The sequence below is a fragment of the Rothia sp. CCM 9418 genome, from assembly GCF_048512825.1.
GTDB lineage: Bacteria > Actinomycetota > Actinomycetes > Actinomycetales > Micrococcaceae > Rothia.
On record NZ_JBLXXX010000002.1, the window covers coordinates 302503 to 329214 of the forward strand.

Below are 26712 nucleotides of genomic sequence, written 5' to 3' on the forward strand. Positions count from 1 at the left end.
TGAACGTATAAGACAGTCTTCAACTTACCAAATTGCTAATGCCAGATGTGTTCATTCGGTACGTGCGCCGCTAAACCAGCTTTATGGGCTTGTTCATAAGCTCCGGGCAACGCTTCCATGAGGGCCTCAATGTCTTCGCTAGTGCTGGTATGTCCGAGGGTAAAACGTTGTGCACCACGTGCGTGTTCTTCATCAACTCCCATGGCAAGTAGCACGTGGGAAGGACGTGGAACTCCGGCGTTGCAAGCAGAGCCAGTAGAAGATTCTATACCGGCCATATCGAGGAGGAAGAGCAGAGAATCTCCTTCGCAGCCGTCAAAGGTGAAATGTACGTTATGTGGCAGCCGGCGGGTGGCGCCTTCTTGTTCCAGTTCTTCAATTGATTCGGGTTCTGCCCCGCGTAGTGTTGCGTTGGGTATCTCATGGCGGATACGTTCAATGAGAGTGTTCCGGAGTGTCCCAAGGCGCACCATTTCTTCAGCGAGGTGTTGGGTGACTTCTTGAGCAGCTACACCAAATCCGGCAATGCTTGCGGTATCTAGTGTTCCTGAGCGGACGGCTCGTTCTTGTCCCCCACCGTGGAGGACTGGCGTTAGTGCGGTAGTTCGGGTAGCAATCAGTGCGCCAATACCTTGAGGTGCACCCATTTTATGTCCAGATATTGCCATGCTGTTTGCCCCTATCTGGCGGAAGTTGATGGGGATAGCTCCGAAGGCTTGTACTGCGTCGGTGTGAAACGGAATATTGTAGGTGTCACTGAGTTCTGCAATTTCGCGGATTGGTTGTATGGTACCAACTTCGTTGTTCGCCCACATGACGGTGATGAGAGCCGTATTTTCGGGGTCTTCTTCGATGAGAGCTTTGAGTGCTTTCATGTCAATAAGGCCGTGTGAGTCTACGGGTATCCAGCATAGTTGCGCTTGTTCATGCGCTTCGAGCCATTCTGCTGATTCGCTCACAGCATGATGTTCTATGGAGCTGATGAGGATACGCCGGCATTGGGGGTTTATGTGAGTTCTTTTACGGTAGATACCTTTAATGGCGAGGTTGTCGGCTTCAGTTCCGCCTGCGGTAAAGATTACTTCTGCACTATCGCAGCCTACAGCTTGGGCGATACGTTCGCGGGCTTGTTCTACAACCGCACGTGCTCTGCGTCCTGCAGAGTGTAAGGCTGAAGCGTTTCCGCTGTATTTTAGGTGTTCTGTTACTTCGTCAATTACGGATGCTAGTGGTTGTGTGGTTGCCGCATGATCAAGGTATGTACGTTTCATGAGAACAGGTCCTTTGGTTTATCTAGCGGTACTTGGCCTCCACTATTTTACGCTTATCATCCTAGACGAGCACATGAGATGTTTCACCTTCTCTGTGGCGGGTCAATGCTGATGATGACAAAGGCGATGAGGGAAGGCATACACTAGAGGTGTGTTTAATATTCTTTTCTATACTCCTGAGATTCCGGGCAACACTGGAAATGTTATTCGTTTAGCGGCTATTACGGGGGCAAAGTTACATCTTGTGGAGCCTTTAGGGTTCAACTTTGATGATGCGCATTTGCGTCGTGCTGGTTTGGATTATCATGATCTTGCGGTTGTTCAAGTACATCAAAATATTGAGCAAGCGTGGGAAGAGCTTAAGCCTGAACGTGTTTTTGCTTTTACGACGACGGCGCAGAAGAATTTTGCGCAGGTGTCGTATCATCCCGGCGATGTTCTTTTATTTGGCCCTGAATCTGTTGGTCTTCCTGAGCATGTTCAGAACGCCCCGCAAATCACGGAGAGGGTTCGTATTCCGATGTTAGAAGGACGTCGTTCGCTAAATCTTGCAAATTCTGCATCTATTGCAGTATATGAAGCATGGCGTCAGAATGACTTCTCAGGGGCACTACTTTAAGTTGTATCTTCACGCAAGATAAACGAGTTTTTATTAGGAGGGACAGCAGGATGACCTGCTGTCCCTCCTAATTTTATGTATTTTTCGTTAAGGTATTGGTGTTATTTTTTCCGTGCGTCTGCGGCGTTGCCGAGAGTGATTTCTTTTTCTTCAGATGAGCCGTTGCGGATAATGGTTGCTTTGACGGTCTGCCCTGCGGCTGCTTCTCTGACGCTGGCGGTCAGTTCTGTGGAGTCGGTAATACGATGCCCGTTAAACATAGTAACAACGTCACCCTTTTGCAGACCCGCTTTTGCCGCTGCGCTATTGGGAACAACTTCTTCAATATGAGCACCGTCACCAAACATCTCGCTTTGGTCGTTATCGGCTGGTGAGGTAGAGACGTTAGCTCCAAGGAATCCGTGAGTTGCTACGCCGTCTTTGATAATTTCTTGAGCAATACGGTGAGCGTAGTTAATGGGGATAGAGAATCCAACGCCGATGTTGCCTCCTGAGCTTGATGAGGAGGGTCCTGATTGCGCTGAGGCAATGGCAACGTTGATACCAATGACTTCGCCTTTGGTGTTGACGAGTGCACCACCAGAGTTCCCGGGGTTAATGGCAGCATCTGTTTGAAGAACGTTCAAAGAGATAGTTTTCTTTGGCGCAGGTACTCCGTCCATATCTTGTCCGGGAATTTGGAATTGGAAAGGGAGGTCTTGGTTTCCGAGGTTGGGGCGTTGGCGTTCTTCTTGGGCTGTTTCTTCGGGCGCTTCTGATGAGGCTACCTGAATGGTTCGGGATAGGGTTGAGATAATTCCGTCGGTTACGGTGTTTTGTAATCCTAGCGGTGCACCAATTGCGATGGTTGTTTCTCCAACGTTAAGCTTTTGGGAGTTTCCTAGGGTTGCTGGCGTGAGGTTTAGTCCGTTGGGGTCTATTTTAATAACAGCAAGGTCACTGGTGGGGTCTGTTCCGACAACAGTTGCTCCAACGGTGTGTCCATTTGATAGTTGGACTTCGACTGTCGGGTTGTTAACTTTTCCATCAAGGGTCACAACGTGCGTGTTGGTTAGGATGTGACCTTCTCCATCGAGGATGATTCCGGAGCCAGAACCGGTAGCTCCTGGTGCAACAACACCAATGGTAACGACTGATGGCATCGCTTTTTCGACAGCGGCAGTAATGGCGTTAACGGAATCTGTGTTATTGACGATGGTCGTTCCGGCATTGGTGGTGGTGATAGTTGATGAGGTCTTTTGCGAGAGAGCCACAACGCCTGCTCCCACTCCTCCTCCGATGAGTGAGGCGATGAGTGCAGCACCGAGGAGTACGCCACCTGCATATTTTTTAGGTGTTTTTGACTGCTCCTCGAAGTAGGGAGCGTTATAGGAAGTGTAGTAAGGTGAGTCAGTTTGGTATGCGCCGGCATAGCCGTTTTGATTCGCCGCAGCGTTGTTATGGGTTTGTTGGTTTTGTGATGAGGGATTTGCGGAGGTGTAGGGGTTCTGTTGGTATCCGGAGTTGTGGGGATTATGTTGCTGGTTCCAAGGTTCTTGTGACATATTGCTGTTCTTCTTTCTTATCTCAAAGTTATCTGTCGATACCGTCAGTTTATGCCTGTTCAAATATCTACTATTTTTACGTATCTTTACTATCTATCATTTATCTGAAGTTTTATTGAACTTACTCTGGTTATTTTCTGGGAGGTTCTTGCAAGTTTTCTTGATGTTATTTTTTCTACGCTCAAGACGAATTGTCTTCCACTGCTCTACCAAAGAAAAAATAACGTTTTAGAATGAGCATAAGATTCTTCATCACCGTCAGATAAGGGGCACAGAGGAAGACATGGCAAAAAATCGCATTTTTCTCAGGACACTTCTCACAAGTTCCGTGGTATTTCTGGCATGTGTTCAGGTACCTGCATTCGCAGAAGAACCCATGAAAATCCCCGCCGGCACTCGAATCGTTGATGAAGCTCACCTCGTATCTCAGCATCAGGGGCTCTCCGAAGAAATTGAACAATTCTCTCAAAAAGAGAATATGAATTTTTATCTTGTTTTAGTCAAAGATTTTGAACACCCACACCAAGCTCAAGCATGGGTCAAGGAACTAGCACAGCTCAATAACATGGGAGCTAATGACGTTGTTCTAGCGGTCGCCACCGATTCACGTCAAGCTTATTTCCAAGCAGGTAGTTCACAGGTTCTCTCCGAAGAGCAACTTCAAGATATCTACCAGAATAAGGTATTTCCTTACCTCAAAAAATCTGACTATCAGCAGGCTGCTATTGCAGCAATGACAGCCATCGAACAGGCCAGAGAAGGTTCAGACAGTTCACTAGGAACCTTCGGTATGCTCGGTGGTCTGGCAGTATTAGGAGTCGGCGGTGCCGCATACTATGCTTCTCGAAAGAACTCTCGAAAATTACGCAGAGTCCCAGCCTCCTCATATGAAAGACGTACCTCTTCTACCCCGCTACCGCAGTTACGTGCCAACGCCGATTCCCTTCTCTTACAGGCCGATAACTCTATAGCTGAGGCAGAACAAGAACTCGAGTTTGCGCGCATGCAATATGGGGATTCTGCGGTTCACAGCTTCGTCGAAAGAATCTCTACCGCAAAAGATAGTCTTCAAAAAGCTTTCCAATTACAACGGCAGCTTGACGACGATATTCCCGATACCGAAGAAGACCAACGTCAGTGGCTCGAAGATATTATTTCTCGTTGCCAAGACATTATTACTCAGCTCCATCAAGAATTACGTAGCATTAGCCAGCTACGACAAATCGCTCGTAACGCTCCAGAACTCATTGCCACGTTACAGAAGTCTTCTCAAAGTCTTAGTACCCAAGAACCCAAGGCGCTAGCAGTGATAGAGCAGCTACAGAACCACTACACAGCATCTGCTTTAGAGCAGGCAACCGATAACTATCAACAAGCTGTAGAGCGTTTAGAGTTCGGTCGTCGTAGCCTAAAAATTGCTGAGGAGAAAGTCTCCGAGCAACAATACGATCAAGCTTCAGCAGACATCCACGCTACCCAAGAAGCATTCTCTCAAGCACAAAAATTGCTTGAGTCAGTCATGGCGTCGCCCGAACAGTTAAGACAAGCGCAGCGCTCTGTCGAAGACGCACTGCTTCTAGCAGAACGAGATATTGCCGAAGCACAAAGTTTTGCTCAGCACCAAGACCGTGCACACATGGCGAGCGCAGCGGCTGGTCTTCAAAGTGTTGTTCAGCAGATTCGTGCGCATCTTCAGAACCAACAGATTGATCCTTTAGCAATGTTGAGTCGTTTAGAGAATGCACGTACTCATCTTGATGATTCTCTCAAAGAGATTAGAGAATTTCAGGAACAGACGCAACGTGCCCGTGAGAGTCTCAAACACACTCTCTTCTCTGCCCAGACGCAGGTTCATAGTGCTTCTGAATTTGTACGAGCACGTCGCGGTGGTGTCAAAACGCCGGCGCGCACTGCCTTACAAGAGGCACAACGTTATCTTCAACAGGCTCAACAGTTACAGCATCAAGACCCTGTTAGCGCACTAGAACATGCGCAGCAGGCAATTCGTTTAGCAACAGAGGCAAAAGACCGTTCCTCGCAGGATGTTCAACGTTTCGGGCAGCAACAGCATGGGGATTATCCTTCTGCAATGTTGGGCGGAATCCTCTTAGGAACATTGCTCAACGGTGGAGGTTCTTCTTCTGGTAATACGAGTTTTGGCGGAGGTTTTGATAGTGGTTTTGACGGTGGCTTTGGTGGTTTCGATGGACCTGGTACTGGCGGAAATTTCTAAAGTTAATTTTTGATAAACCCTATGATTTTTAGGTGTTTTCTCGGTATCTTATGAAGAAACACTGACACAATATAGTTATTGTCTCCTTGTGGAGGCTCGATAATACTAGGAAACTTTTGAGGAAGTGACCCAATGGTAAAACAATCTATTTTTAGCCGTATCGCACAGTTAGCAAAAGCAAATATTAATGCTTTGCTAGATGCTGCAGAAGATCCCCAGAAGATGCTTGATCAGATGGTGCGTGACTATTCCGCTAATATCACCGAAGCAGAGCAAGCAGTAGCGCAGACCATTGGTAATCTTCGCCTCCTTGAAGAAGACTATGCTTCTGATGAGCGTGAAGCGCAAGAATGGGGAGATAAGGCGCTCTCTGCTTCACGTACAGCAGACCAGTTCCGTGCTTCTGGGGATACCGCTAATGCAGATAAGTTCGATAATCTTGCAAAAGTCGCTCTTGGCCGTCAGATGAGCCTTGAGCAAGAGATGGCCGTTGCTAAACCGCAGATTGAGTCTCAGACTCAAGCTGTAGCACAGCTCAAAGACGGTCTAGCAAAGATGCAAGAGAAGCTACGTGAGCTTTCTGCGAAGCGTGATGAGCTTGTTGCTCGTCAAAAGAATGCGGCAGCTCAAGCTCAGGTTCATGATTCGTTGAAGTCCTTTGACATTATGAATCCTCAGTCAGAACTTTCACGTTTTGAAGAGAAAGTTCGTCGTGAAGAAGCGCGTGTTCGTGGTGCGCAAGAACTAGCAGCTTCTTCTGTTGATGCCCAGTTTAATGAGTTAGAAGAACTCAGCAAACAAAGTGAGCTAGAGGCACGTCTAGCAGCTCTTAAGAACAAGAATTCTTAAATTATCGTATCGTTCAGATAATGCTGGGGTGCGGAGAAAACTTTTCGGTTTTCTCCGCACCCCAGCATTTTTCTGTGGAGAACGTTTTACGGTTAAGAAATAGCTAGTTGGTTCTGCACCCGATGAATGAGCATTTCTAAAGCGACGAGGTTGCTACCGCCTTCTGGGACGATAATGTCAGCTTGCCGTTTCGAAGGCTCCACATAGAGCTCGTGCATAGGCTTTACTGTGGTGAGATATTGTTGTTCTACCGATTCGATAGTTCTTTGACGTTCAAGAACATCTCGACGCATACGACGAAGAATACGAACATCTGCATCAGTATCAACAAAAATCTTAATATCGCAACGTGAGCAGATACGTTCTTCAGCGAAAATCAGAATACCTTCAATGATGATAATAGGTCGGGTATTGACAGACATCGTCTGGTCCGAACGATTATGTACCGTGTAATCGTATACTGGAGTTTCGATGTCTTGCCCGTTGAGTAGTTCATCAAGGTGCTCAATAAGAAGATCGTTATCGAAAGCTTCAGGGGCATCATAGTTGAGTTGGCAACGTTCTTCGTAGCTGAGCTCGTCGTGACGTTTGTAGTAGTTATCGTGGTATATCACGGCAACTTGACCTTCGAAGGATTCTACGAGAGCGTTCGTCAACGTAGTCTTTCCTGAGCCGGTTCCTCCGGCAATTCCTATTACAAGCGGTTTCATGAACGTCCCTAGGGTTTCCTCATCTGTGTATTCCTCGTATATTGTTTCATGTTTTTTATGTGCTCGTGCAAGTTCTTGAACAATATCCGAAGGTCTTAGACAAACGAACGTACAAGGTGCAACTCCTCATCCAGCAAGAGCAGACCATAATCGTCAGAAATTCCCAGGGCTTGAGCAGGTATGGTGGTTGCTGAAGAGAGTACTTGTTCTAGAGGAATCCCAAAGGAATACGCGGTACGAGTTGCTCGTCCAAGAGTGAGAGTACTTCCCGCAATAGCACCATTAGAATCTAGCCGTGCTACAGATTCTTTAACGGTCACGTCGAGGCTTCCTAGTTTATAGTTTCCGTCGCAGCAACCAGCAGCTGCCATAGCGTCGGTAATTAATGCGACACGTTCAGAGGTTTGAGCAAATAGCATTCTGACCATCGGTGCGTATACGTGGGTGCCGTCAACAATGACTTCGCAGGTTACCCCTGGGGTGTCTAAAGCGGCGGCTATGGGGCCGGGTGCACGGTGATGCAAAGGGCTCATTGCGTTAAAAGTGTGGGTGAGCAGTGTCGCTCCTGCGTCGAAAGCAGCTTTGGCTTGTTCATAGTTAGCGTCAGTGTGGCCAACAGCAACGCGAACACCATGTCGTACAAAAGTTTTTGTGGCAGCTAAATCGAGGTCAGTTTCAGGAGCTAAAGTGACTTGTTTAATGTAGCCTTGGCCAGCTTCAATCAGTTGTTCTGCGAGTTCTGGTGTTGGTGCGGTGAGGTAGTCTTCACGGTGTGCGCCTTTATGTAGGGGTGAGAGGAAGGGGCCTTCAAGGTGAATTCCGACAAGTGCTGCATGCTCTTGTGTTGGTTGAGCATATTCTTGGCAGCGTTGGGCTAGTGCGGCAACGGTATCGCACATGTCAGGAACTTGGTTCGTTACCAACGATGCGATAACACGTAGTGTGCCTTGTTCTCGATGCGTTTTTAATGCGGTATGGCATTCTTCGGGATCTTCGAAGGCTACTCCCCCGCCACCATGGCAATGAATATCGGTGTATCCGCGAGTTAGGATGTTTCCGGTACCATCGAGTATTTCGTGTTCTTCTTTTAGCTGAGGATGTTCTCCTACACCTTGGGAGGTGATTTTTCCGTTTTCAATAATGGCCCATCCTGTGGAGAGTTTTTGGTCTTGTGGGGAGAAAATTTGGGTTGAATGAATCAGTGTTTTCATGGTGTGTGTCCTTAAACGTTGTCTCGGTTAATTCGCATTTCGTAATCATATCGGTCGGCACGGTAGAGCGTCTGTGTGGATTCTACTGCGATGCCTCGTTCGGTGTATCCGATACGTTCTACTTTGAGCGTAGCAATGCCAAAGGGCTGTTCTAGAGCAAGTGCTTCTTCTGCGTTAAGGTTGGTTGCGCTGATTCTTTGGTGAGCGCTCACAATACGATAGCCCGTGCGTTGTAATTGTTCATCGAGGGAGGCATGAACTTGGGGTTGTTGTCCGGCGAAGGCTTCAACCAGGAAGTAGGCTCTCTCATAGGCCATAGGCACTCCATCAGCAGTCCGAAGACGAATGATTTCGTAGACCTCTTCTCCTGCTGAAATGTTCAAGTTGCGAGCGGTTGTTGCCGATGCTGGCACAATGCTACAGCTTTCGGTGGTTGAGGCTGGTACATGTCCTCGAGCTGTCATGTCTTCGGTAAAGGAGGTGAGGTGTGGTTTTTTAGTAATTCTTTGGCATTCTGCGATGTATGTGCCAGAGCCTTGAATGTTGTAAATGAGTCCGCGAACCGATAGTGAGTAGAGAGCTCGTCGGATAGTGTCGCGGGAGACGTTAAAAATATTTTGTAGCTCTCGTTCTGTAGGTAGCGTGTCATGTGGTTTACCTTCGAGAACGTAACGTTGTTCAATAATTCGCGCCAACGAACGGTATTTAGGTTCTGCAGGTAGGTTGTTAGCACCCTGCCGATGCAAATTGGTCTGCTTATTGGTCGTTTTGGTTCGCATATTTTCTAGTTTATACGAGAAAAAGATTTTATTGGTTCATACAAATAATCGTTTGTGGTTTATGCTGTAATTATGGAAATCATCATTCTCTCTACAGCACAAGAAGTTGGTACGTACAGCGCAGAAATCATGGCAGATGCTGTACGCCATAACCCGCAAGCTGTATGGGGGGTTGCTACAGGTTCTTCCCCCATTAAAACCTATGAGCACTTAGCAGAATTAGTACGCGACGGGCTCGACGTAAGCGAAGTCAACGCTTTCGCCTTAGACGAATATGTCGAAATTCCCGAAGGCCACCCAGAGTCATACCGCGCTGTTATCGACCGCGAAATTGTTGAAAAAATTGGTCTCAAAGCTCAGAACGTGCACGTTCTGAACGGGCAAGCACAAGATGTCCAAGCAGAATGCCTCGAATACGAACAACGCATTAAAGATGCTGGTGGAGTTGATGTTCAGCTTCTAGGTATTGGCGCTAACGGTCATATCGGATTCAACGAACCAGGTTCTTCTCTTGTCTCACGCACTCGCATTAAGACGCTAGCTCCTCGAACTCGAGAAGATAACGCACGTTTCTTCGACAACGACATTAAACAGGTCCCTATCCATTGCCTCACACAAGGCATCGGAACGATTATGGAATCTCAAAAAATTGTTCTCGTAGCTCAAGGGCAAAGTAAGGCACGCGCCATCGCTCAGATGGTGGAAGGACCTATTGGAACGTACTGTCCTGCTTCGATTCTTCAAATGCACCCTGACGTCACCATCGTTATTGATGAAGATGCAGCTAGCGAACTAACGTACACCGAGTATTACCGTTACGCTCAGCAAGAGAAACCTGAGTGGCAAAAACCTCGATACGATTAATAATTTCATCACCGCATCTATAGTTGAGGGGTGCTACCTATTGGCAGGTAGCACCCCTCAACTATATATAACGAAGGTTTGTAAGAATCAGATTATGATAGTGCTACTGCTACAAGTTTTCCACTTGCTTTTGACGGTAATGGAAAGCCACCTCTAAACGCAGTGCTCGCATATTTTAGGAGAAGAATGAAGTCTCTCGACCTGATTGTAGCTGTTCCCGATGACGCAGGGTGGGCTATTATCCGCAAAGCAAGTACTCTTTTAGGAGAGTACTTAGGCGTTACACCACATTTTGTTGATGTTCATTCATCACTGTCTCGAAAAACTAAACTCTTAGCTCAGGTTCCAAAGCCTTCTATCGGGAAGAAGAAAGCATTAGTCATTGCTTATGACCCGGGGCAGCTTAATGCTATCGCTCAATCACATCTTTTCTTGCGACGCTATCAAGAAGTCTACGGTTGGGTGATCGATAGTTTTTGGACAGAACGCATCCCCGCTATTGCAAAGCAGAACAGAGTATATAAAAAGATTTTTATTACTGATTTTGAAGATATTGTTGAATGGAATAAAGCTGGTGTTAAAAACGTCAGTTGCGTCCCTTGGGGTACAGATGTCTGGTCGAACATTGAAGAACGACTCAATATCCATAAAAGTACAGACCTCTTACGTGTAGGACGCCAACCTCAAGCATGGGACAATGACTCCATCACAGAGCAGAAAGCTCATTCTCATCACCTACATTTTGAGGGAAGACCACCCTTTGGAAAAAACGCTCAAGAATCAGAACGTTTTCTGCAAGAATCCTACCAAAGAGCAAAAGTTGTTTTAGCTTTCTCCAACAAAGTCAGTCCTGCACCGTACACGCATCCAACCAAAGAATATATTACAGGCCGATGGCTTGACGCATTATCTTGGGGATGTTTTGTTGCCGGCAGATTACCTAATACTGAGGTCGCGCGTCGCTTCTTTGCGGTAGAGAGTTGTTGGGACATTTCCCCTCATGACGTGGATGAGGGGCTTGAAACTATTTCCGCGCAGCTTCTAGGTAAAGACGACTCCTCGTACCACAAGAACATTATTCATGCGTTAAAGAACTTGGATTGGAGACACCGTTTTCAACAGCTCTGTCAGGAGATGAATGTACAGAGTCACACGTTAGTATATGATATCCAGAAAATAGATGATTTCCTGTGTCAGTATTCTTCTCCAGAAGACAAAACGTCATTGTAGAGGGGTAAACGGCACGTGCAGGAAGAATTCTTTTAGTTGCAGGTTCTTCGAGAATACGTGAAGTTAGCAATGTTTGAATCGTATTGTTGCTCATGAGGTGTCCATTTCATGAGCAACAATACGATATACATAAAAAAATCGTCTCGACTTGATATTTATCAAGTCGAGACGATTTTTCACTTGGTTGCGGGGACAGGATTTGAACCTGCGACCTCCGGGTTATGAGCCCGGCGAGCTACCGAACTGCTCCACCCCGCGGCGACTCATATAACTATACACACCTTGTCGATTGAACGCAAACCTAAAATGCTTTTTGTGAGAGAGGATACACTCAGGGGTTGGTTGTTAACTCTCGTTCAAGAACAACAACCAACCCCTGAGCAAAACAACGCCACAACCTTATAGAACGATTCAACGCTGTTTTCAAAACGCCTGTTAGCTATCAGTGGGCTTATCAGCAGATTGCTCCACTTCTACCCCATCAGCTTTCAACGCGTCTTTAATTGCTTGGTCAAGCTTCTTCTGAGCTTCACCATATGCAGACCAATCGCCTTTTTGTCGTGCAGCATCAGAATCTTTAAGTGCCTGATTTGCACGTTGAAGAGCATCCGCTAAAGTTTTTGACTCGCCGGATGAACTTCCTTCTGCTGTGTCAGAATCAACTTTCGAAGGATCCACCCCAGCGTCCGCAGCAGTCTGTGCGCCAGAAGATCCATCAAAGAGTTCATTCAACGCTTCATCGAGAGTAGGAGCAAATCCTACCTTCTCGCCGAAACCTACCAACACACGACGCAACGTCGGATACGCCGCATCCCCAGAAGACTCCACATAAACTGGCTGAACATATAAGATACCGTCACCCACAGGTAGAGTCAGCAAGTTGCCGTTGATAACGGATGAAGCGCCCTGCCGTAGCAGATTCAGCTCAGTTGATACTTCAGTATCAGAGTTAAACACGTTCTGCGCCTGACCAGGACCAGGAACAACAGAAGAACGAGGTAACTCCAGAAGAGTGAGCTTGCCGTATTCTTCACTCTTCACACCATCTTTTCCAGTTCCGGCATCACCGTTGGCAGCAAGGAACCCATACATCACGTTACGGGTATTAGAGTCCGACTGCTGAGGGATGAAGCTACTGGTAAGAGAGAAAGAAGCATCCTTTTCACCAGGCATCTGCAAAGACAGATAGTACGGAGGCAATGGACGAGCAGCTTTAACTGTTGGGTCGTTAGGAATAGACCATACATCGTCTTCAGCGTAGAAGCTACCAGCATTCGTCACGTGATATTTATTGAGAATTTCACGCTGAACCTTAAACAGGTCCTGAGGGTAACGCATATGAGCCATGAGGTCTGCACTCATCTCGCTATAAGGTTTGACCGTCTGAGGGAACACTCCCTGCCATGCTTTAAGTACTGGGTCTTGGTCATCCCACGCATATAAGGTAACAGAACCATCGTAGGCGTTGACTGTAGCTTTTACGGAGTTACGGATGTAATTCACTTTCTTCTGAGGCAAAGCTGCAGTAGCACCAGATTCTGTCTCAGAGTCAGTGGTGGCTCGTTGCAGCTCTTCTGCCTGAGAATACGGGTACTGGTCGCTTGTCGTATATGCGTCGATAACCCATAGCACCTGATTGTTAACAATCACAGGATAAGGGTTTCCATCCACCGTCAGATACGGTGCAACCTTTTTAACACGTTCAGTCGGTTTACGGTCATAGAGAATCTGAGACTCAGGGCGGATAGCGTCCGAGAGCAAAATATCAGAGGACTGATGTTTAATCGCATAGGACAGACGGTTAAAGAAGTTACCGATATTAGGTCCACCATTACCACTAAAAGTGTATTTAGCGTCTGCGTTTCCAGAATCATCTGAACTTTGTGGGCGGTCTAGTTCCAAAGGCTCATCATTTTGAGAACCGCCAACGATGGAATATTCAGGAGAGCTCATACCAAAGTAGATACGTGGCTCATAAGTATCGCTAATTTCACCTTGAGCTTGGATACCACCCTGCATAAATTTGGGCTTTCCATCAGCTTCTACTTGGTTACCGTATGCAGCGATTACCCCATACCCGTGGGTATACACCACGTGACGGTTAATCCACGAAGAACCTTCAGTTTGACGAGGATTCAGCTCACGTGCAGCAAGTACAGTGTCTTGCACTTTTCCATCAATCGTATATCGATCGACAGAAAGCGTTGGCTCAAAACGGTAGTACGGGCGGAACTGCTGCAACTGAGCAAAAGCACTAGAAACAACGTTAGGATCCAGAAGACGGATATTAGAAACTGTTGCAGATTCCCCTGTAAGTGCACCAGCATTTGTTGCAGTGGTTGCGTCATAGCTTTCAACTTTGATGTTGTCTAAACCGTATGCAGCCCGTGTTGCATCAATATTGCGCTGGATATAAGGAGTTTCAGATGCTTGTTCGTTAGGGCGTACCTGAAAACGCTGAATAATGGTGGGATATAAGTTGCCTGCAAGTAACGAAGCAATCACCAAAACGGCGGTTCCTACAAGAGGAATACGCCAACGTTGAGTAACAACAGTAATGGCAAAAAGTACCGCAACAAGCAATGTTGCAATCGCGAGGATACCTTTCACAGGGATGATGGCATTGACGTCAGTGAACATCGCACCCACCCATTTTCCGCTAGTGGTTTGGGTCGAGATATAACGTTCTAACCAGATTTTTGCCCCGCGTAACAGAAGATACAAGCAGGCAATAACGGCAGCGTGAAGGCGGAAAGCTTTGGTTGTTTCGATGCCTTTATCGAGAACTTTAATACCACCGTAGAAGTAGTGTACGGCTCCTCCAGCAATGGCAGAGAAAATCACGATAGTGCTCAAGAAGTCGATGAGTAATTTCCAAAAAGGAAGAGAAAAGACAAAGAAACCGAGATCTTTACCAAATTCTGGGTCTTCTTGAGAGAATCCGACCCCGTTAAAGAACAGTGCGATGGTGTCCCATTGTGCACTCATTCCGCTACCAACGATGATAGCTCCAACGAGGGGAACAACAATGAGAATCAGTTTTCGTAGACGCTCAACGGAGTCACGATAACGCCCCATGCTTTGTTCCCATAAATCTTGGATCTCAGCGAAGGGGTCTGGGTTGTTTCCAGAGTTTTCTGCTGTGGGGCGCGGTCTTTGAGGACGTGGCATTTTAGGTGGTTCACCGTGCGAGAAAGCATAGAACATGCTTGCCCACAAGCAAACTCCTGCGATGAGGGCAGCTACACCGAAAACAGCTATCTTATAAACGTTTTCGGTGATGAACACTCCAAGATAACCAAGCTGGTTATACCACAGTACGTCCGTGTAGATTTGGGTTCCTGCAACGAATAGGGCAATGAGAACAGCAATAATGGTTGCTGTTATAACAAGTGTGCTATTGCTACGTTGTGCAGGACGGGATTTTTGAGAGGTAGGTCCGGTACTCACATCTTCCTCGATGATGGTTGCGTCGCGAATTCAGTTCGCCGGTCGTAAGAGCTGTCCCTGTTATGAGCAGAAGACAAGCCCAAAGGTATGTATCTATTGTGCCAAATAACAAGGGCCTTTGGTACGAGAACATCCCGTGATGACAGGTTTTACATCCAACCTGAAAATACTCTGAATAGATTATGTTACAGCTGAATAGATGTGTTATATATGGCGGTTAATCCCGTTATACTAAAGCCATGTCTAATGATGCACAACAACTTGAAGCAATTAAAAATGGGTATTCCTTTGACGGGAAAACTATCCCCTTAGGCGTAGCAACCTGTGACGGCGTGGCCGATCCAGAAGCAAAAGTCTCGCTCCCCCTATCTATGATGAACCGCCACGGTCTTGTTGCCGGCGCCACAGGTACCGGAAAAACTAAGACTTTGCAGGTTCTTGCAGAGCAACTCAGCGCACAGGGTGTGCCAGTATTCCTTGCTGACATGAAAGGTGACCTCTCTGGTCTAGCGGCGCCGGGAGAAAATAGTGAAAAGTTAGCTGCCCGTTCTGCATCCCTGGGCCAACAATGGGAAGCAAAATCATTCCCTACAGAATTCTTCACACTCGGTGGCGAAGGTGTTGGTGTCCCTATCCGAGCCACGGTTGAGTCTTTTGGCCCAATTCTGCTTTCACGTGTGATGGATCTTAACTCCACGCAAGAATCTGCTCTGCAACTAATCTTCCATTACGCAGACCAAAAAAATCTAGAATTATATAACCTTGCTGACCTTCGTGCAGTGATTCAGTTCCTTTCTTCCCCCGAAGGTAAAGCAGAGCTATCTGGTATCGGTGGTATTTCCAGTGCAACAGCTGGCGTCATTCTTCGTGAATTAGTCACACTAGAAGCTGAAGGAATGGAAAAGTTCTTTGGTGAACCAGAGTTCGAGCCCCAAGAGTTCCTACGCACGGCACCAGACGGACGAGGCGTCATTAGTATCTTAGAATTAGCAGATGTGCAGGCTAATCCTAAACTATTCTCGACCTTCTTAATGTGGCTTCTTGCAGACCTCTTCTCAGAGTTGCCTGAAGTTGGCGATGTGGAGAAACCCAAACTTGTTTTCTTCCTTGATGAAGCACATCTGCTGTTCAACGGTGCCTCTAAAGCGTTTAAAGAAGCTATTACGCAAACGGTTCGACTCATTCGTTCTAAAGGTGTAGGTCTCTTCTTCATTACTCAAACACCTAAAGATATCCCCGCAGAAGTACTAGGTCAGTTAGCCAACCGTGTTCAACATGCTCTACGTGCGTTCACTCCAGATGATCAAAAAGCGTTGACTGCTACCGCACGAACCTTCCCAAAGTCTGCCTACGATATGGAAGAAGCATTAACCAGCGCAGGTATTGGCGAAGCCTTGGTCACGGTCATGAGCGAAAAAGGCGCGCCCTCACCGGTTGCAAAGACTAAGATTTTTGCACCAGAATCACTCATGGCTCCTGCCCCTGAAGCTATCAGTTCAGTAGTTGCGGCAAGCTCATTGAACGACCGTTATGCGACAGTCGTGGATTCTTATTCTGCATACGAAAAACTTACAGAGACTCAGCAGAAGCAGGAAGAGCAAACGCTCAATGCAGAACAGCAAAAAGAAGCTGAACGTTTAGCCAAAGAACAAGAAAAACTCGAAAAAGAACGAGCTAAAGAAGCTGAACGTATTGCGAGAGAAGAAGAACGTGAACGTCAAAAACGTAACGATGCAGCAATGCGTATCGGCACTAATATCGTCTCTACTCTAGGCCGTGAGCTGGTACGTTCTATCTTTGGAACCAAACGTTCTTCACGCCGTCGCGGTGGAGGATTCTTCTAAACCGCTAGATGCTTCTGAGAAGAGTTCTACATAAATAATAGGTGGTGTGCTCCAACATTATTGTTAGAGCACACCACCTATTATTTAACGACAATGGCTAAAATCTTATGAATCGGTACATTGTCTAAAACTATCTGCAGGTTTTCCCGCCGCGATGCCTTCTACTGCATGTACTGCTTCATCTAGAGTTGATACAGCAACAACAGATAGACCGTCAGGGATATGACCAATTACTTCACCACAATTTTTTTCGGGTGCGATAAACGTTGTTGCTCCACTCTGACGAGCACCTACCATCTTTTGTGCGATACCGCCAATTTCTCCAACATGACCTTGAGCGTCGATTGTTCCGGTACCAGCAAAATGTTTTCCACCGGTCAGATTCTTTTCGGTTAGTTCGTCAATAATTCCTAAAGCAAACATCATACCGGCGCTAGGCCCGCCAACTTCTTCTAACCCATAATTCACTTTAAAAGGGAATTCATAAGTTGCACCAAGAAATAACCCCAGAATATATTTTTGATTTTTTTCGTCATAGCTAGGTTTAAGAGAAAGGTGTTCTTCTTTCCCTTCTCTTTCGATAACAGCATCAAGAGTCTTATCACCTGTTCTCGACAAAATCTCAGCAATCTGCTCATAATGCTCAATCTTCTGACCATTTAAAGAGATGAGAACATCACCAGGTTTGATAAGGTCGCTATTGGGATTATCTTTAGTCAGTCGAGCTACCGTCATCTTTTCTTTAAACGGCTTCCCTAAATATTTGAGTGCTGCAGCCTGCGCAACCTCTTGAGAATTTGCCATATCAACAGTATTTTGTTCAGTCACTTCTTCACGAGTGAGCGTATGAGGATAGACCAAATCACTAGGGAGAACTAAAGTATCTGGCATCAGCCACGTCGATAATACATGTACTGCAGAAATATCAGTGTTAGGTCCACCAGCAACAGACACAGTTGTCATATCTAGAGCACCCGTTACAGGGTATGTTTTTTCGCCCTCGATACTGATAAGTTGTTGATCTTTATATGAACCAATAGTGTTAAACGTGGGTCCAGGCTCTTCCGTCACAAAATTGACAGGAACCCATAGACCCAAGAAAGCAAGTCCAATCGTGGAGAACGCACATAGATTCTGAACAGAATCACGGCGTGACCTCTTATGAGAAGAAAAAGAAGCGAAGGAAAACATTTTTTCTCGGAACTGCATTGTTCTAGAGTACCTGTATTCTTCCTACCAACAGTGATATGACGCAAAGATTCGCTGATTCTCAGCAGAGAGTCAGTTGTCTTTGAGTTAGCATAGAATTATGTCTCGCTTTGATATCTAACCCCCTAAAACATCGCACCACCGATATTCCTTAGGTAACGTAGTATGCAATAGAGATTGAACCCGTACTAACTCATTTTTGGGAGATGATGATGACTTCAAACAATAACCCGTGGGGAATGCCATCTGACGACGGCTCTAACCCTTTTGAAGAGTTCTTCAAAAAACTCTCAGAAAATGGTTTTCCAGGAGCACAAGGCAACCCAGCAGAATGGTCCCTTGACCCTGAACAGATGAAAAATATGGGGATTCCCATCGACCCCGCACAAATTGCGGCAGTCTTCTCAGGACTCACATCAATGTCTGCTAATACCTCAACAGACGAACCCGTCAACTGGGAACTTGCAAGAAGCCATGCTCATCAAACACTCGCTCAAGGTGAAGACCCACAAATCACCTCGGCTCAAAAATCTGCGGTCGCAGACGCTATTCAGCTCGCTCAACTATGGGTCAACCCCGCAACCGCTTTTAGCCCTACAGGGTACCCCACAGAATCATGGTCTAAAGCTGACTACGTCAATAACACTTTTGACATTTTTCAAGAAATTGCTGGCCCTATCGCCACCAGCCTTTCTGAAGCAATGAACCAATCGATGTCGGAGCAACTTCCTGAAGAAATCAAACATCTTCTCGGCGGACAAACGAACATTCTCTCTGGTGTTGGTGGCATGATGTTCGGCATCCAAGCTGGACAAGCCATCGGCAGACTTGCTCAAGAAGTCGTATCCTCAACAGATGTTGGTCTGCCCATGGCAGAAGGACGTTCAGCATTACTTCCTTCTGCTATTAAAGACTTTGGCGATGGGTTAGAAATTCCACCGCAAGAAGTCATGATTTATCTTGCTGTGCGCGAGGTTGCACTCACCAGATTGTATAAAGCAGCCACGTGGCTTCGCGAAGATATCATCGCTTTGATTAAACGCTATGCTCGCGGTATCCATGTTGATATTGAACGCATGCAACAAGAAGCAGAGCAGATTGACATCATGGATCAAGAAGCCCTACAAATTGCGTTCTCAAGCAATATCTTCACCCCTCAAAATACGGAAGACCAAAAACTTGCTCTAGAACGTTTAGAAATACTCTTAGCGCTGGTCGAGGGTTGGGTTACCATCGTCGCAGAAGATGCCACGAAGAACCTTCCGATGTCTTCTCAGCTAGCTGAGGTCATGAACCGTCGCCATGCAGTAGGTGGGCCAACAGAACACATTTTTGCTGCCCTCCTTGGATTAGAGTTACATCCACGTAAAAATAGAGAAGCCGCACAATTTTGGCGTCACTATACCCAAGAACACGGGATGGAAGCACGCGACCAACTATGGGAAGCACCCGAGATGCTCCCCACCTTAGAAGAGCTAGATAACCCAGAAGCATACGCATCTCGTACGGCATTAGTTACCGCCAGCGAAGATGAGTTTGATGCTGCTTTAGAGAAGCTACTTTCTGGAGGGTACGACCAGCCAGAAGATACCTCTGAAGATGACGATAAGCCACAAGCCTAGCCGGTTCGTCAGGTGAGTGGTGTCCGCTCACTTCTACTAGCAAACACCATTCCTGATAAGAACGCCGTTGCCTGCTCATAGTGTGGGTAACGGCGTTCTAGCATCCGGAAAGCAACACTATGATTAGGCTCTACAAAATGGCATAGCTCATGGTGAATCACCTGATCTATCACATACTCAGGTGCACCTTGTAACAGGTGAGAGATACGGATGCTCCGTTGCCTAACAGTTGCAGAACCCCAACGATGGTGCTGATTCTTGACCCAACGGATTGATAACGGTTCTTCAGACTCTGGAAGATAATTATCAAGAATATAACGTGCACGCTCGCGCAAATATTTATCGGAAGAGTAGTGACGTCGCTCTTGACCCTTACGCTGTATCTTACGCATCATCGGCTCAAGAATACGCTCTATATATTCATCAAGATCTTGTGCAGTACTATGTGCCGGAACAGAAAGTTCTATCTGTTGTGACTCCTCAAGGTAACGTGCACTAATCGTTTTCTTCCGACGATTAGAAAACCGTACCATTATTTCAGGGTGAGTTTCTGTTGCCGGAATAATCTGCCGTCGTTCTTGTTCCTTTCGCATACACATCCCTATTCGGGGATAGGCGCAATCGGCGCTAAGAATCGTGAACGGCGTCTATTTCCTCGTCCACCCGGTGTTCGTGAACGAGACCAGCTCAACGTCAAATAGCTTTTAGCACGTGTAATACCCACGTATAACAGACGACGTTCTTCATCAATGTCATCTGCGTCTTGAGCATAGCTAATAGGCATAAGCCCCTCATTCATTCCAGCTAAGAATACAGCCTCCCATTCAAGACCCTTTGCAGAATGTAAAGATGCCAGAGTTACACCATTGAGGATAGGGGCATCTTGGTGTTCCATTCGTTGATGTAGGCGCCCAACGAATTCTTGCAAGGTCAAATCAGGTAAGTCAGGGTTGTGCTCTTGAGCTTCATGACGTTCACGTTCCATACGTTCAGCCATAGAAACAAGTGCTGCCAACGATTCCCATTTTTGACGTACAGCACCCGAGGAACTGGGTGCTTGAGGTGTATATCCTAATGAATACAAAATATCGGAGACGTTCTGAACAACAGATCCGCTTTCGGCAGAGCTTGCTGCTGAGCGTAATTGTACGTAAGCATTTTTTACCTCTGGACGAGAGAAAAACTGTTCAGCTCCGCGTAATTGGTAGGGTACCCCCACATCGTTGAAGGCTTGCTCAATGGCTGCAGATTGTGAGTTTGTTCTGAAAAGCACCGCAATCTCAGAGGGGGCAATCCCGTCTTTGGTAATGAGGTCTTGAACATCTTCAGCGATTCCGCGAGCTTCTTCTTCGTCGTCGTTGTATCCAAACCATTGAGGCTCCGGCCCTCGTGGTTTGTGCGAAATCAGTTCTAGAGGTTCTGCCCACCGCCCAGGTGTTGCGTCAGGGAGTGCCCGTCGAGTTTTAAGCAAAGAGTTGGCAAGATGAACTACTTGTGGTGTTGAACGGTAGTCACGTACCAGTTTAACAACATGTGCGTGAGGGTATTTATGACGGAATCCTAGAAGATATCTGCTGGTTGCACCGGTAAAAGTGTAGATGGTCTGTGAAGCATCGCCCACAACGCAGAGGTCGTCTCTATCTCCCAGCCAAGCATCTAGTAGGCGCTGTTGTAAAGGTGAAACGTCCTGATATTCATCGACGATAAAGTGCCGGTATTGTTTATGTACTTCTGCAGCAATGGATGGGTCATCTTCGAGGATTCCAATGGTGAGGAGAAGAACATCTTCAAAGTCGATCATGTTGCGTTCGTCTTTGAGTTCTTCATAGGCACGGAAGAGACGCACCATCGTTTGTTCATCTATTCCGGCGGGTAGAGAACGCCCTTTAATCGCGCTGTTGAGAGTATCAGGGGTGTGTAGGTTGACTTTAGCCCATTCAATCTCTGAAGCAAAGTCCCTTAACGTTGCTTTATCGGTGCTAAGTCGAAGGCGTTGTGCAGCTTCACTAATGAGAGGTGCTTTGTGGCTGATAAGGGTTGGTTCAGTTCCGCCAACGGCTCTTGGCCAGAAGTAGCGTAGTTGTCGTAACGCGGCAGAGTGAAAGGTTCGTGCTTGAACTCCGTCAGCACCTAATGCACGGAGCCGAAGACGCATTTCGTCAGCAGCTCGTGCGGTAAAGGTCAGCGCAAGAACGCGTTGAGGTACGTACCGTCCAATAGCTATACCATATGCGATACGGTGGGTGATGGCTCGGGTTTTACCTGTTCCTGCACCAGCTAATACGCACATGGGTCCGTCAAGTTCACTACCAACTCGGCGTTGTTCGGGGTCGAGGTTTTCAAGAATTTTTTGGGAATCAGGAGCACCGTATGGTACGTGTTGGGGGGTGTTAGCTGTCGATTCTGCAGTAAAGGGGAGAAAAGACATCGGACTCCTGTGCGTTTTATCGTTATGGGATGGGGTGTTCTGTGTTCCAGTGTAGTTCAGTGTTTTTGCAGTAGCCACCGTTGAAGGATGCTATTGCGGTTCTTCGCTGTGGCATAGCTGATAGTTTTATAAAGTTTTCGTATAAAAGATGTCACTATTTTAGACTATCTGGCGATGTTCGTTCGAGGTGTTGGCATTTCTCTTGTACTCTTGTGATGTGACTGTTACTCCCCTTCAACTTGCTGCTATTGTTTCTGCTGGCGTACCAGGTTTATATCCTGTTGCGGCGTTGCCTTCTGCCGACGATACGACAGACTTTGATTCGGCTATTATCATTGATTCTGCTGGCAAACGCTGGCGTGTGCGTTCGCCGAAGAATCCCGAGGCAAGCGTTCGTCTTGAAGCTGAGCACGTCATCCTACAATCTTTTTCAGCAGGGCTCAGGGCACGTTTACCGTTTCTTGTACCGACTATTGTTGGTTCGGTTCTTGTTAACGGTATGCAAACATTTATTTATACTCATATTCCGGGTTCTCACTATGAGATTGATGAGTTGGCAGAGATTTCTTCTTATGCAAAAGAAGATACCGAAAACTTAGCGACCGCTTTAGGTCGTCTCATTGCAACCATTCATGTGATGCCTGAGACGATTATTGAGGATGCGAATCTTCCGGTGTATTCGGCGGAGCAGATACGAGAACGGCGTCGTGCAGAGTTGGATAGAGTTGAGGCTCTCAATAAGATTTCGCCTTTGCTCATTCAGCGGTGGCGTGAACAAATTGATGATGATGCGATGTGGTCATTTAGGCCTCGTGTGATTCACGGCGATTTGAACGAAGATAATCTTGTTTTAGACCAGAAAAAAGTCACCGCCGTAACCGGCTGGTCTGAAGTGTGTGTTGGCGATCCAGCTCTTGATTTTTCATGGCTTTTAGGGTGTGAAGACCAACGGTTCTCTGAAGAAGTTCTCAATGTATATATTGAGCAGATGCCGCAGCTTCCAGATTCTGCGTTGTCATTGCGTGCTCATCTTTATGCAGAATTTGCCTTGGCGCAGTGGCTTCTACGAGCTGTAGAGCGTGAAGATGAGGAGATGTTCCAGCAGGCGTTAGAGCTTCTTCGTGAGCTTGAAGATTCGCTTCTTGCCTCTGGTGAGTTACGTCTTCTTAAGATTGCGCCACCGCAATAAAAGTTCTGATACAAGCTGTGGGGTGTATACCATTGTGGGTATGCACCCCACAGTTTCTTATGAGAGATAGAACATTAGTTGGTGGTTCTGTTCCATTTCTCACGGATAATTTTTTCTAGCTCATCTTCAGCCGCTAAATGTTCGGGGCGGATGATGTCTCCTGTAGATACGTAGCAGAATGCTGTATCGATATCCGTAAGGTTAACGTTGTGAAGGCGTGAGAAAGCAATACGGTATACGGCAAGTTGATAGCTAAGGTATGCGAGCTGTTTGGTGTTCGGAACTCGCCCTGTCTTCCAGTCTACTAATTCCCAGCGTACGCTACCGTCAGGTTGTTCATGCCTAAAAATTGCGTCGATTCTACCCCTGACAGAAGTACCTGCTAAAGGAGTTTCAAAAGGGTACTCTACAGCCCACGGTTTGATATCGGCCCAGGGACTTGCGAGGAAGTTTTGTGTGAACTTCTCAAAATGGATAATTTCGTCGTTCTCTTCTTCTGCGTATTCCTCGTCGAATTCTAAGGTTGCCGGTTTCTCATAATAATTTTCAATCCATGAGTGGAAAAGATTTCCTTGACGTGCTGAAATAGTCGGCCGCTGCGGTATTGGACGCAAAGTATTGTCAAGAACCTTCTGCGGATCGTCAATGAGAGACACAACCGTTGACGTGTTCAGGTGTTGAGGGATGCCAAGAGGGTCTTCTTCCTCTTGACGTTGCAGAAGCGATAAAAGTAGCTTACTTTCTTCGCCCCATTGGCGGATGAGCGGGTTTTCACTATCAGATGCTTCAAGCGACGAGTGTTCTTCTATAGAGTTCGTTATTTCTTGGGCAGCATGCTCTACCCGTTGGCGGCGTGATGGTTTTGCATGTTGGTGTAGTTCTCGTATTTTTGGTTCGGGAGTTTCTTCGAGCTCTTCTAAAGAATCCCAGCTACATGTCACAGGTCCGTCGATGGGGTCAAACGGCCATAATGCGCTTAAAATTTTCTCTGATTGTGGGTTTGTTTTTTGTTCTTCAGGAACACTACTTGTAGAAAGAACCTCAAAAGCAAAATCTTCTGCCCCACCAGAGTGCCCTTCGGTCAGTCTGTACAACTCTTCCCAGAACGTAGATACCTTATTTTTAGTTTTGTTACTGCCTTTCCATACCGCATGAGTCAGCATGAGTAGTGAGCGAGCGCGTGTTACCCCCACATAGGCGAGGCGACGTTCTTCAGTCGTAGTGTATTCGAGAGTTTGCTCTTTATAAATCTCTAGTGATTCTTTGAGCTCTTTAGTATCTTCACATGTGCTAATCCACGGTGGCATAAAGTCTTTGTCTCCACGTAGCGGAGTAGGGAGTGAGTCAGAGCATTGTGTCCAGCGTTGGTCTTTTGTGATGGGGAAGTCCCCTTCACATAGTCCTGGAATATATACGTGGTCCCATTCGAGTCCTTTAGAGGCATGGACTGTCAAGAGTTGTATGGCTTCTCGGCTAGGAGGATCAACCATCATCTCTAGTCCAGATTCTTCTTGGGCTGCGGCTTCTAACCATGCTAAAAATCCGCTCACCATGCTGGTGCCGCTAAGCCCAGCATAGAGTGAAATTTTTTGTGAGGTTGATGGTGATTCTTTCTCGGAGTTGTGAGGTTGTTCTTGTGTTGCTCGAAGACTTGCCCAAAGGCGCGGTGCGGTGAGCATATAGTTTGCCACCGACTCGTAGAAAGCGTCGAGGTTACGCCGTGCATGGTGAGAGCTGATATTTGGTTTGACAGCTAACTCAATGTCTAACAGTATTTTCTGTTCTATCTCGTATAGAAGTGTGGTGAGGTCTTCGTTCATGTATTGACGGAGCTCTGTTAGTTCTTCGGCGCAGCGTTGTAGGCGGTTAAGTCCTTCTGTACTCAGCTGACGGCCTTGAGCAGATACCCATTCTTCTGGAGGCAACGTTTCGATGGCTTCAATTAGTGAAGCGTCATCGGTGTTATCAAGGCATGCTCGAGAAAGTATTGATTCAACAGTGTTGAGGGGGTGTTCGTCTCCTTCACTGCCGGCGGGTGAGGGAGTCTCGTCCGAGGTCAGTTTTTCACGGATGCCTTCTTTGATGGCGTGTTCACGGCGGCGTGCTAGATGCCGTGCCCAGTCCCCTAACGCTAAGAGGTCGTGGGTGCCTAGACGCCAGCGTGCACCGCTGAGGATTCGCATGAGCGCGTCAGAACGCCCGGGGTCAGAGAGTACCCTCAAGTAGCAGACCATTTCGACGACTTCTGGGGTATCTAGCAGACCACCAAGACCCACCACCTGATATGGGATAGACAACGCTTCAAGTTCTTTGCGGAGGGGTTCCATCATTGCCCGTTTTTTGCACAGAATTGCCATCGTTGGCATGCTGCCGTTGAGCGCAGAATATTCTGGTTTGTGGCGTTCTTCATAGATTTTTTGGGCGATAGCTTGGGCTTCTTCTTCGGTTGAGTTGTAGCCACCGAGGAGGACTTTTCCCGCTTCTGCGGTTGGACGTGGCTGAAGATGAGGAATAGGTTTGCCCAGAGGTTTTGCTCTCGACCAATCTGCAGGTTTTGATAAAGGTGTTGCGAGGGTATTAGCGCAGGTAAGAATCGAAACATCATTACGCCACGCTATTGTTAAGAATTTTGTGTCTTTGTTGGCTGTTGGAAAGTACTGGTAGAAGTTAAAGAGCTGGCCGTCAGAAGCCCCACGGAAACCATAAATGGACTGTTTCGGGTCGCCCACGGCCATCACAGCATGTTCGCGTTGAGAATCTTTCCTATGCCCAAAAAGGTCTGAGAAAAGTTGCATTTGAGCGTGGGAGGTGTCTTGAAACTCGTCTAGGAGAACAACTTTATAGCGTTCTTGTTCAGTTTTTGACACCATTGGAAATTCGTGTGCAATACGCGCAGCTAAAGAGACAAGGTCCCCGTAATCCATCACTTGCATACGTTTTTTAACGTTGCGGTATTCTTGGATGATGCCAGCATAAAAACGACGCTGTTGAAGACGTTTTAAAAGGTTTCTTTGTTCACTAGAGATTCTGTTTCCGCTGATATTGCGTACTTTTTGTTCTTCGTCCTCACACCATTGTTGTAATTTTTCAGGTGTGACAAGGTGTTCAGAACATTCACTGGCAAGGGTCAGCGCATCTTTGATGATGGTACTTTTAGACATGAGTTCTTCTAAAGCAATCTCTGGTTGGAGGTGCTCCACAATCTGTGCCATCAGCTGCCAGCTTTGGGCCTGTCCTAAGAGCTGTGCATCTTGTTCTATGCCAAGGCGTAGGCCATAGTCGGAGACAAGACTCTTCGCATATGAATGGTAGGTTGAGACAACAGGGTCGGTGATTTCTTCGTCTCGATCTGTTCTTTTGATGATGCCTTGATGACGTAGCTGATTCAGCGCGATACGGATACGTTCACGAAGCTCTCCAGCAGCTTTTCGGGTGAAGGTCACTCCCAAAATTTCTTCTGGTCTCACTTTTTGGTTCGCAACGAGCCAGATAACTCTATCGACCATGGTCGCGGTCTTCCCAGAACCTGCACCCGCAATAACGAGACAGGGGCGTAAATCTGAGCAAATAATTTCAGACTGCTCAGGGGTGGGCGCTGGTTTGCCAAGCAGTTTGGCTATTTCTTCTGGGCTGAAGTCTTCTTGAGTTTTTTCCGTCATG

18 protein-coding genes and 1 tRNA gene are annotated in these 26712 nt (G+C 46.9%); 8 read left to right on the forward strand and 11 right to left on the reverse strand.

The window, feature by feature from the left end:
- Nucleotides 1-35: 35 nt before the first annotated feature.
- Complete coding sequence (locus ACN083_RS04110; RefSeq protein WP_419101551.1) at nucleotides 36-1271, reverse strand: cysteine desulfurase family protein; 1236 nt, start codon at nucleotides 1269-1271, stop codon at nucleotides 36-38.
- 151 nt (nucleotides 1272-1422) lie between these two features.
- Here ACN083_RS04110 and ACN083_RS04115 point away from each other — a divergent pair, with 151 nt between their 5' ends.
- On the forward strand, nucleotides 1423-1890 hold the full coding sequence (locus tag ACN083_RS04115; RefSeq protein WP_419101552.1) for a tRNA (cytidine(34)-2'-O)-methyltransferase: 468 nt from the start codon (nucleotides 1423-1425) through the stop codon (nucleotides 1888-1890).
- A gap of 101 nt (nucleotides 1891-1991) precedes the next feature.
- Here ACN083_RS04115 and ACN083_RS04120 read toward each other — a convergent pair whose 3' ends face one another.
- Entirely contained in the window at nucleotides 1992-3434 is a 1443-nt protein-coding gene (locus ACN083_RS04120; RefSeq protein ID WP_419101553.1) for a S1C family serine protease, read from the reverse strand.
- Nucleotides 3435-3810: 376 nt separating this feature from the next.
- Here ACN083_RS04120 and ACN083_RS04125 point away from each other — a divergent pair, with 376 nt between their 5' ends.
- Nucleotides 3811-5667, forward strand: coding sequence for a TPM domain-containing protein (locus ACN083_RS04125; RefSeq protein ID WP_419101554.1), 1857 nt, complete (start codon nucleotides 3811-3813; stop codon nucleotides 5665-5667).
- A gap of 132 nt (nucleotides 5668-5799) precedes the next feature.
- On the forward strand, nucleotides 5800-6516 hold the full coding sequence (locus ACN083_RS04130) for a PspA/IM30 family protein (RefSeq protein ID WP_419101555.1): 717 nt from the start codon (nucleotides 5800-5802) through the stop codon (nucleotides 6514-6516).
- A 92-nt stretch (nucleotides 6517-6608) separates the two neighbouring features.
- Here ACN083_RS04130 and udk read toward each other — a convergent pair whose 3' ends face one another.
- Genes udk through ACN083_RS04145 form a run of 3 tightly spaced genes read right to left on the reverse strand, consistent with a single transcriptional unit; the run spans nucleotide 6609 to nucleotide 9216 of the window.
- A complete protein-coding gene (udk, locus tag ACN083_RS04135; protein ID WP_419101649.1) occupies nucleotides 6609-7310 on the reverse strand; it encodes a uridine kinase in 702 nt (233 codons plus the stop codon).
- Between the two features lie 11 nt (nucleotides 7311-7321).
- Nucleotides 7322-8437 carry an N-acetylglucosamine-6-phosphate deacetylase gene (gene nagA, locus ACN083_RS04140; protein ID WP_419101556.1) on the reverse strand — a complete coding sequence of 372 codons (1116 nt, stop codon included), beginning with the start codon at nucleotides 8435-8437 and terminating at the stop codon, nucleotides 7322-7324.
- Nucleotides 8438-8448: 11 nt separating this feature from the next.
- Nucleotides 8449-9216 (reverse strand): GntR family transcriptional regulator, encoded by a 768-nt coding sequence (locus ACN083_RS04145; RefSeq protein ID WP_419101557.1) that lies wholly within the window; start codon nucleotides 9214-9216, stop codon nucleotides 8449-8451.
- A 72-nt stretch (nucleotides 9217-9288) separates the two neighbouring features.
- Here ACN083_RS04145 and nagB point away from each other — a divergent pair, with 72 nt between their 5' ends.
- Nucleotides 9289-10080, forward strand: coding sequence for a glucosamine-6-phosphate deaminase (gene nagB, locus ACN083_RS04150; protein ID WP_419101558.1), 792 nt, complete (start codon nucleotides 9289-9291; stop codon nucleotides 10078-10080).
- A 186-nt stretch (nucleotides 10081-10266) separates the two neighbouring features.
- Entirely contained in the window at nucleotides 10267-11310 is a 1044-nt protein-coding gene (locus ACN083_RS04155; protein WP_419101559.1) for a glycosyltransferase family 1 protein, read from the forward strand.
- 181 nt (nucleotides 11311-11491) lie between these two features.
- Here ACN083_RS04155 and ACN083_RS04160 read toward each other — a convergent pair.
- Nucleotides 11492-11568: transfer RNA gene (locus ACN083_RS04160), tRNA-Met, on the reverse strand.
- A 177-nt stretch (nucleotides 11569-11745) separates the two neighbouring features.
- Nucleotides 11746-14760 (reverse strand): UPF0182 family protein, encoded by a 3015-nt coding sequence (locus ACN083_RS04165; RefSeq protein WP_419101560.1) that lies wholly within the window; start codon nucleotides 14758-14760, stop codon nucleotides 11746-11748.
- A gap of 239 nt (nucleotides 14761-14999) precedes the next feature.
- Between ACN083_RS04165 and ACN083_RS04170 the strand changes: the two genes are divergently transcribed.
- Nucleotides 15000-16604, forward strand: coding sequence for a helicase HerA-like domain-containing protein (locus ACN083_RS04170; protein ID WP_419101561.1), 1605 nt, complete (start codon nucleotides 15000-15002; stop codon nucleotides 16602-16604).
- A 105-nt stretch (nucleotides 16605-16709) separates the two neighbouring features.
- Here the strand turns inward: ACN083_RS04170 and ACN083_RS04175 are convergent, their stop codons facing one another.
- Complete coding sequence (locus tag ACN083_RS04175; protein ID WP_419101562.1) at nucleotides 16710-17813, reverse strand: PDZ domain-containing protein; 1104 nt, start codon at nucleotides 17811-17813, stop codon at nucleotides 16710-16712.
- Nucleotides 17814-18025: 212 nt separating this feature from the next.
- On the opposite strand from ACN083_RS04175, the gene ACN083_RS04180 reads away from it, so the two are divergent.
- A complete protein-coding gene (locus tag ACN083_RS04180; RefSeq protein WP_419101563.1) occupies nucleotides 18026-19435 on the forward strand; it encodes a zinc-dependent metalloprotease in 1410 nt (469 codons plus the stop codon).
- Between the two features lie 8 nt (nucleotides 19436-19443).
- Here ACN083_RS04180 and ACN083_RS04185 read toward each other — a convergent pair whose 3' ends face one another.
- Both ACN083_RS04185 and ACN083_RS04190 read right to left on the reverse strand, forming a co-directional pair.
- A complete protein-coding gene (locus tag ACN083_RS04185) occupies nucleotides 19444-20028 on the reverse strand; it encodes a M48 family metallopeptidase (protein WP_419101564.1) in 585 nt (194 codons plus the stop codon).
- Nucleotides 20029-20036: 8 nt separating this feature from the next.
- Entirely contained in the window at nucleotides 20037-21863 is a 1827-nt protein-coding gene (locus ACN083_RS04190) for an ATP-dependent helicase (protein ID WP_419101565.1), read from the reverse strand.
- A 217-nt stretch (nucleotides 21864-22080) separates the two neighbouring features.
- Between ACN083_RS04190 and ACN083_RS04195 the strand changes: the two genes are divergently transcribed.
- On the forward strand, nucleotides 22081-23052 hold the full coding sequence (locus ACN083_RS04195; protein WP_419101566.1) for a phosphotransferase: 972 nt from the start codon (nucleotides 22081-22083) through the stop codon (nucleotides 23050-23052).
- 74 nt (nucleotides 23053-23126) lie between these two features.
- On the opposite strand, the gene ACN083_RS04200 is transcribed toward ACN083_RS04195, so the two are convergent.
- A complete protein-coding gene (locus ACN083_RS04200) occupies nucleotides 23127-26711 on the reverse strand; it encodes an ATP-dependent helicase (RefSeq protein ID WP_419101567.1) in 3585 nt (1194 codons plus the stop codon).
- Between the last annotated feature and the right edge of the window lies 1 nt (nucleotide 26712).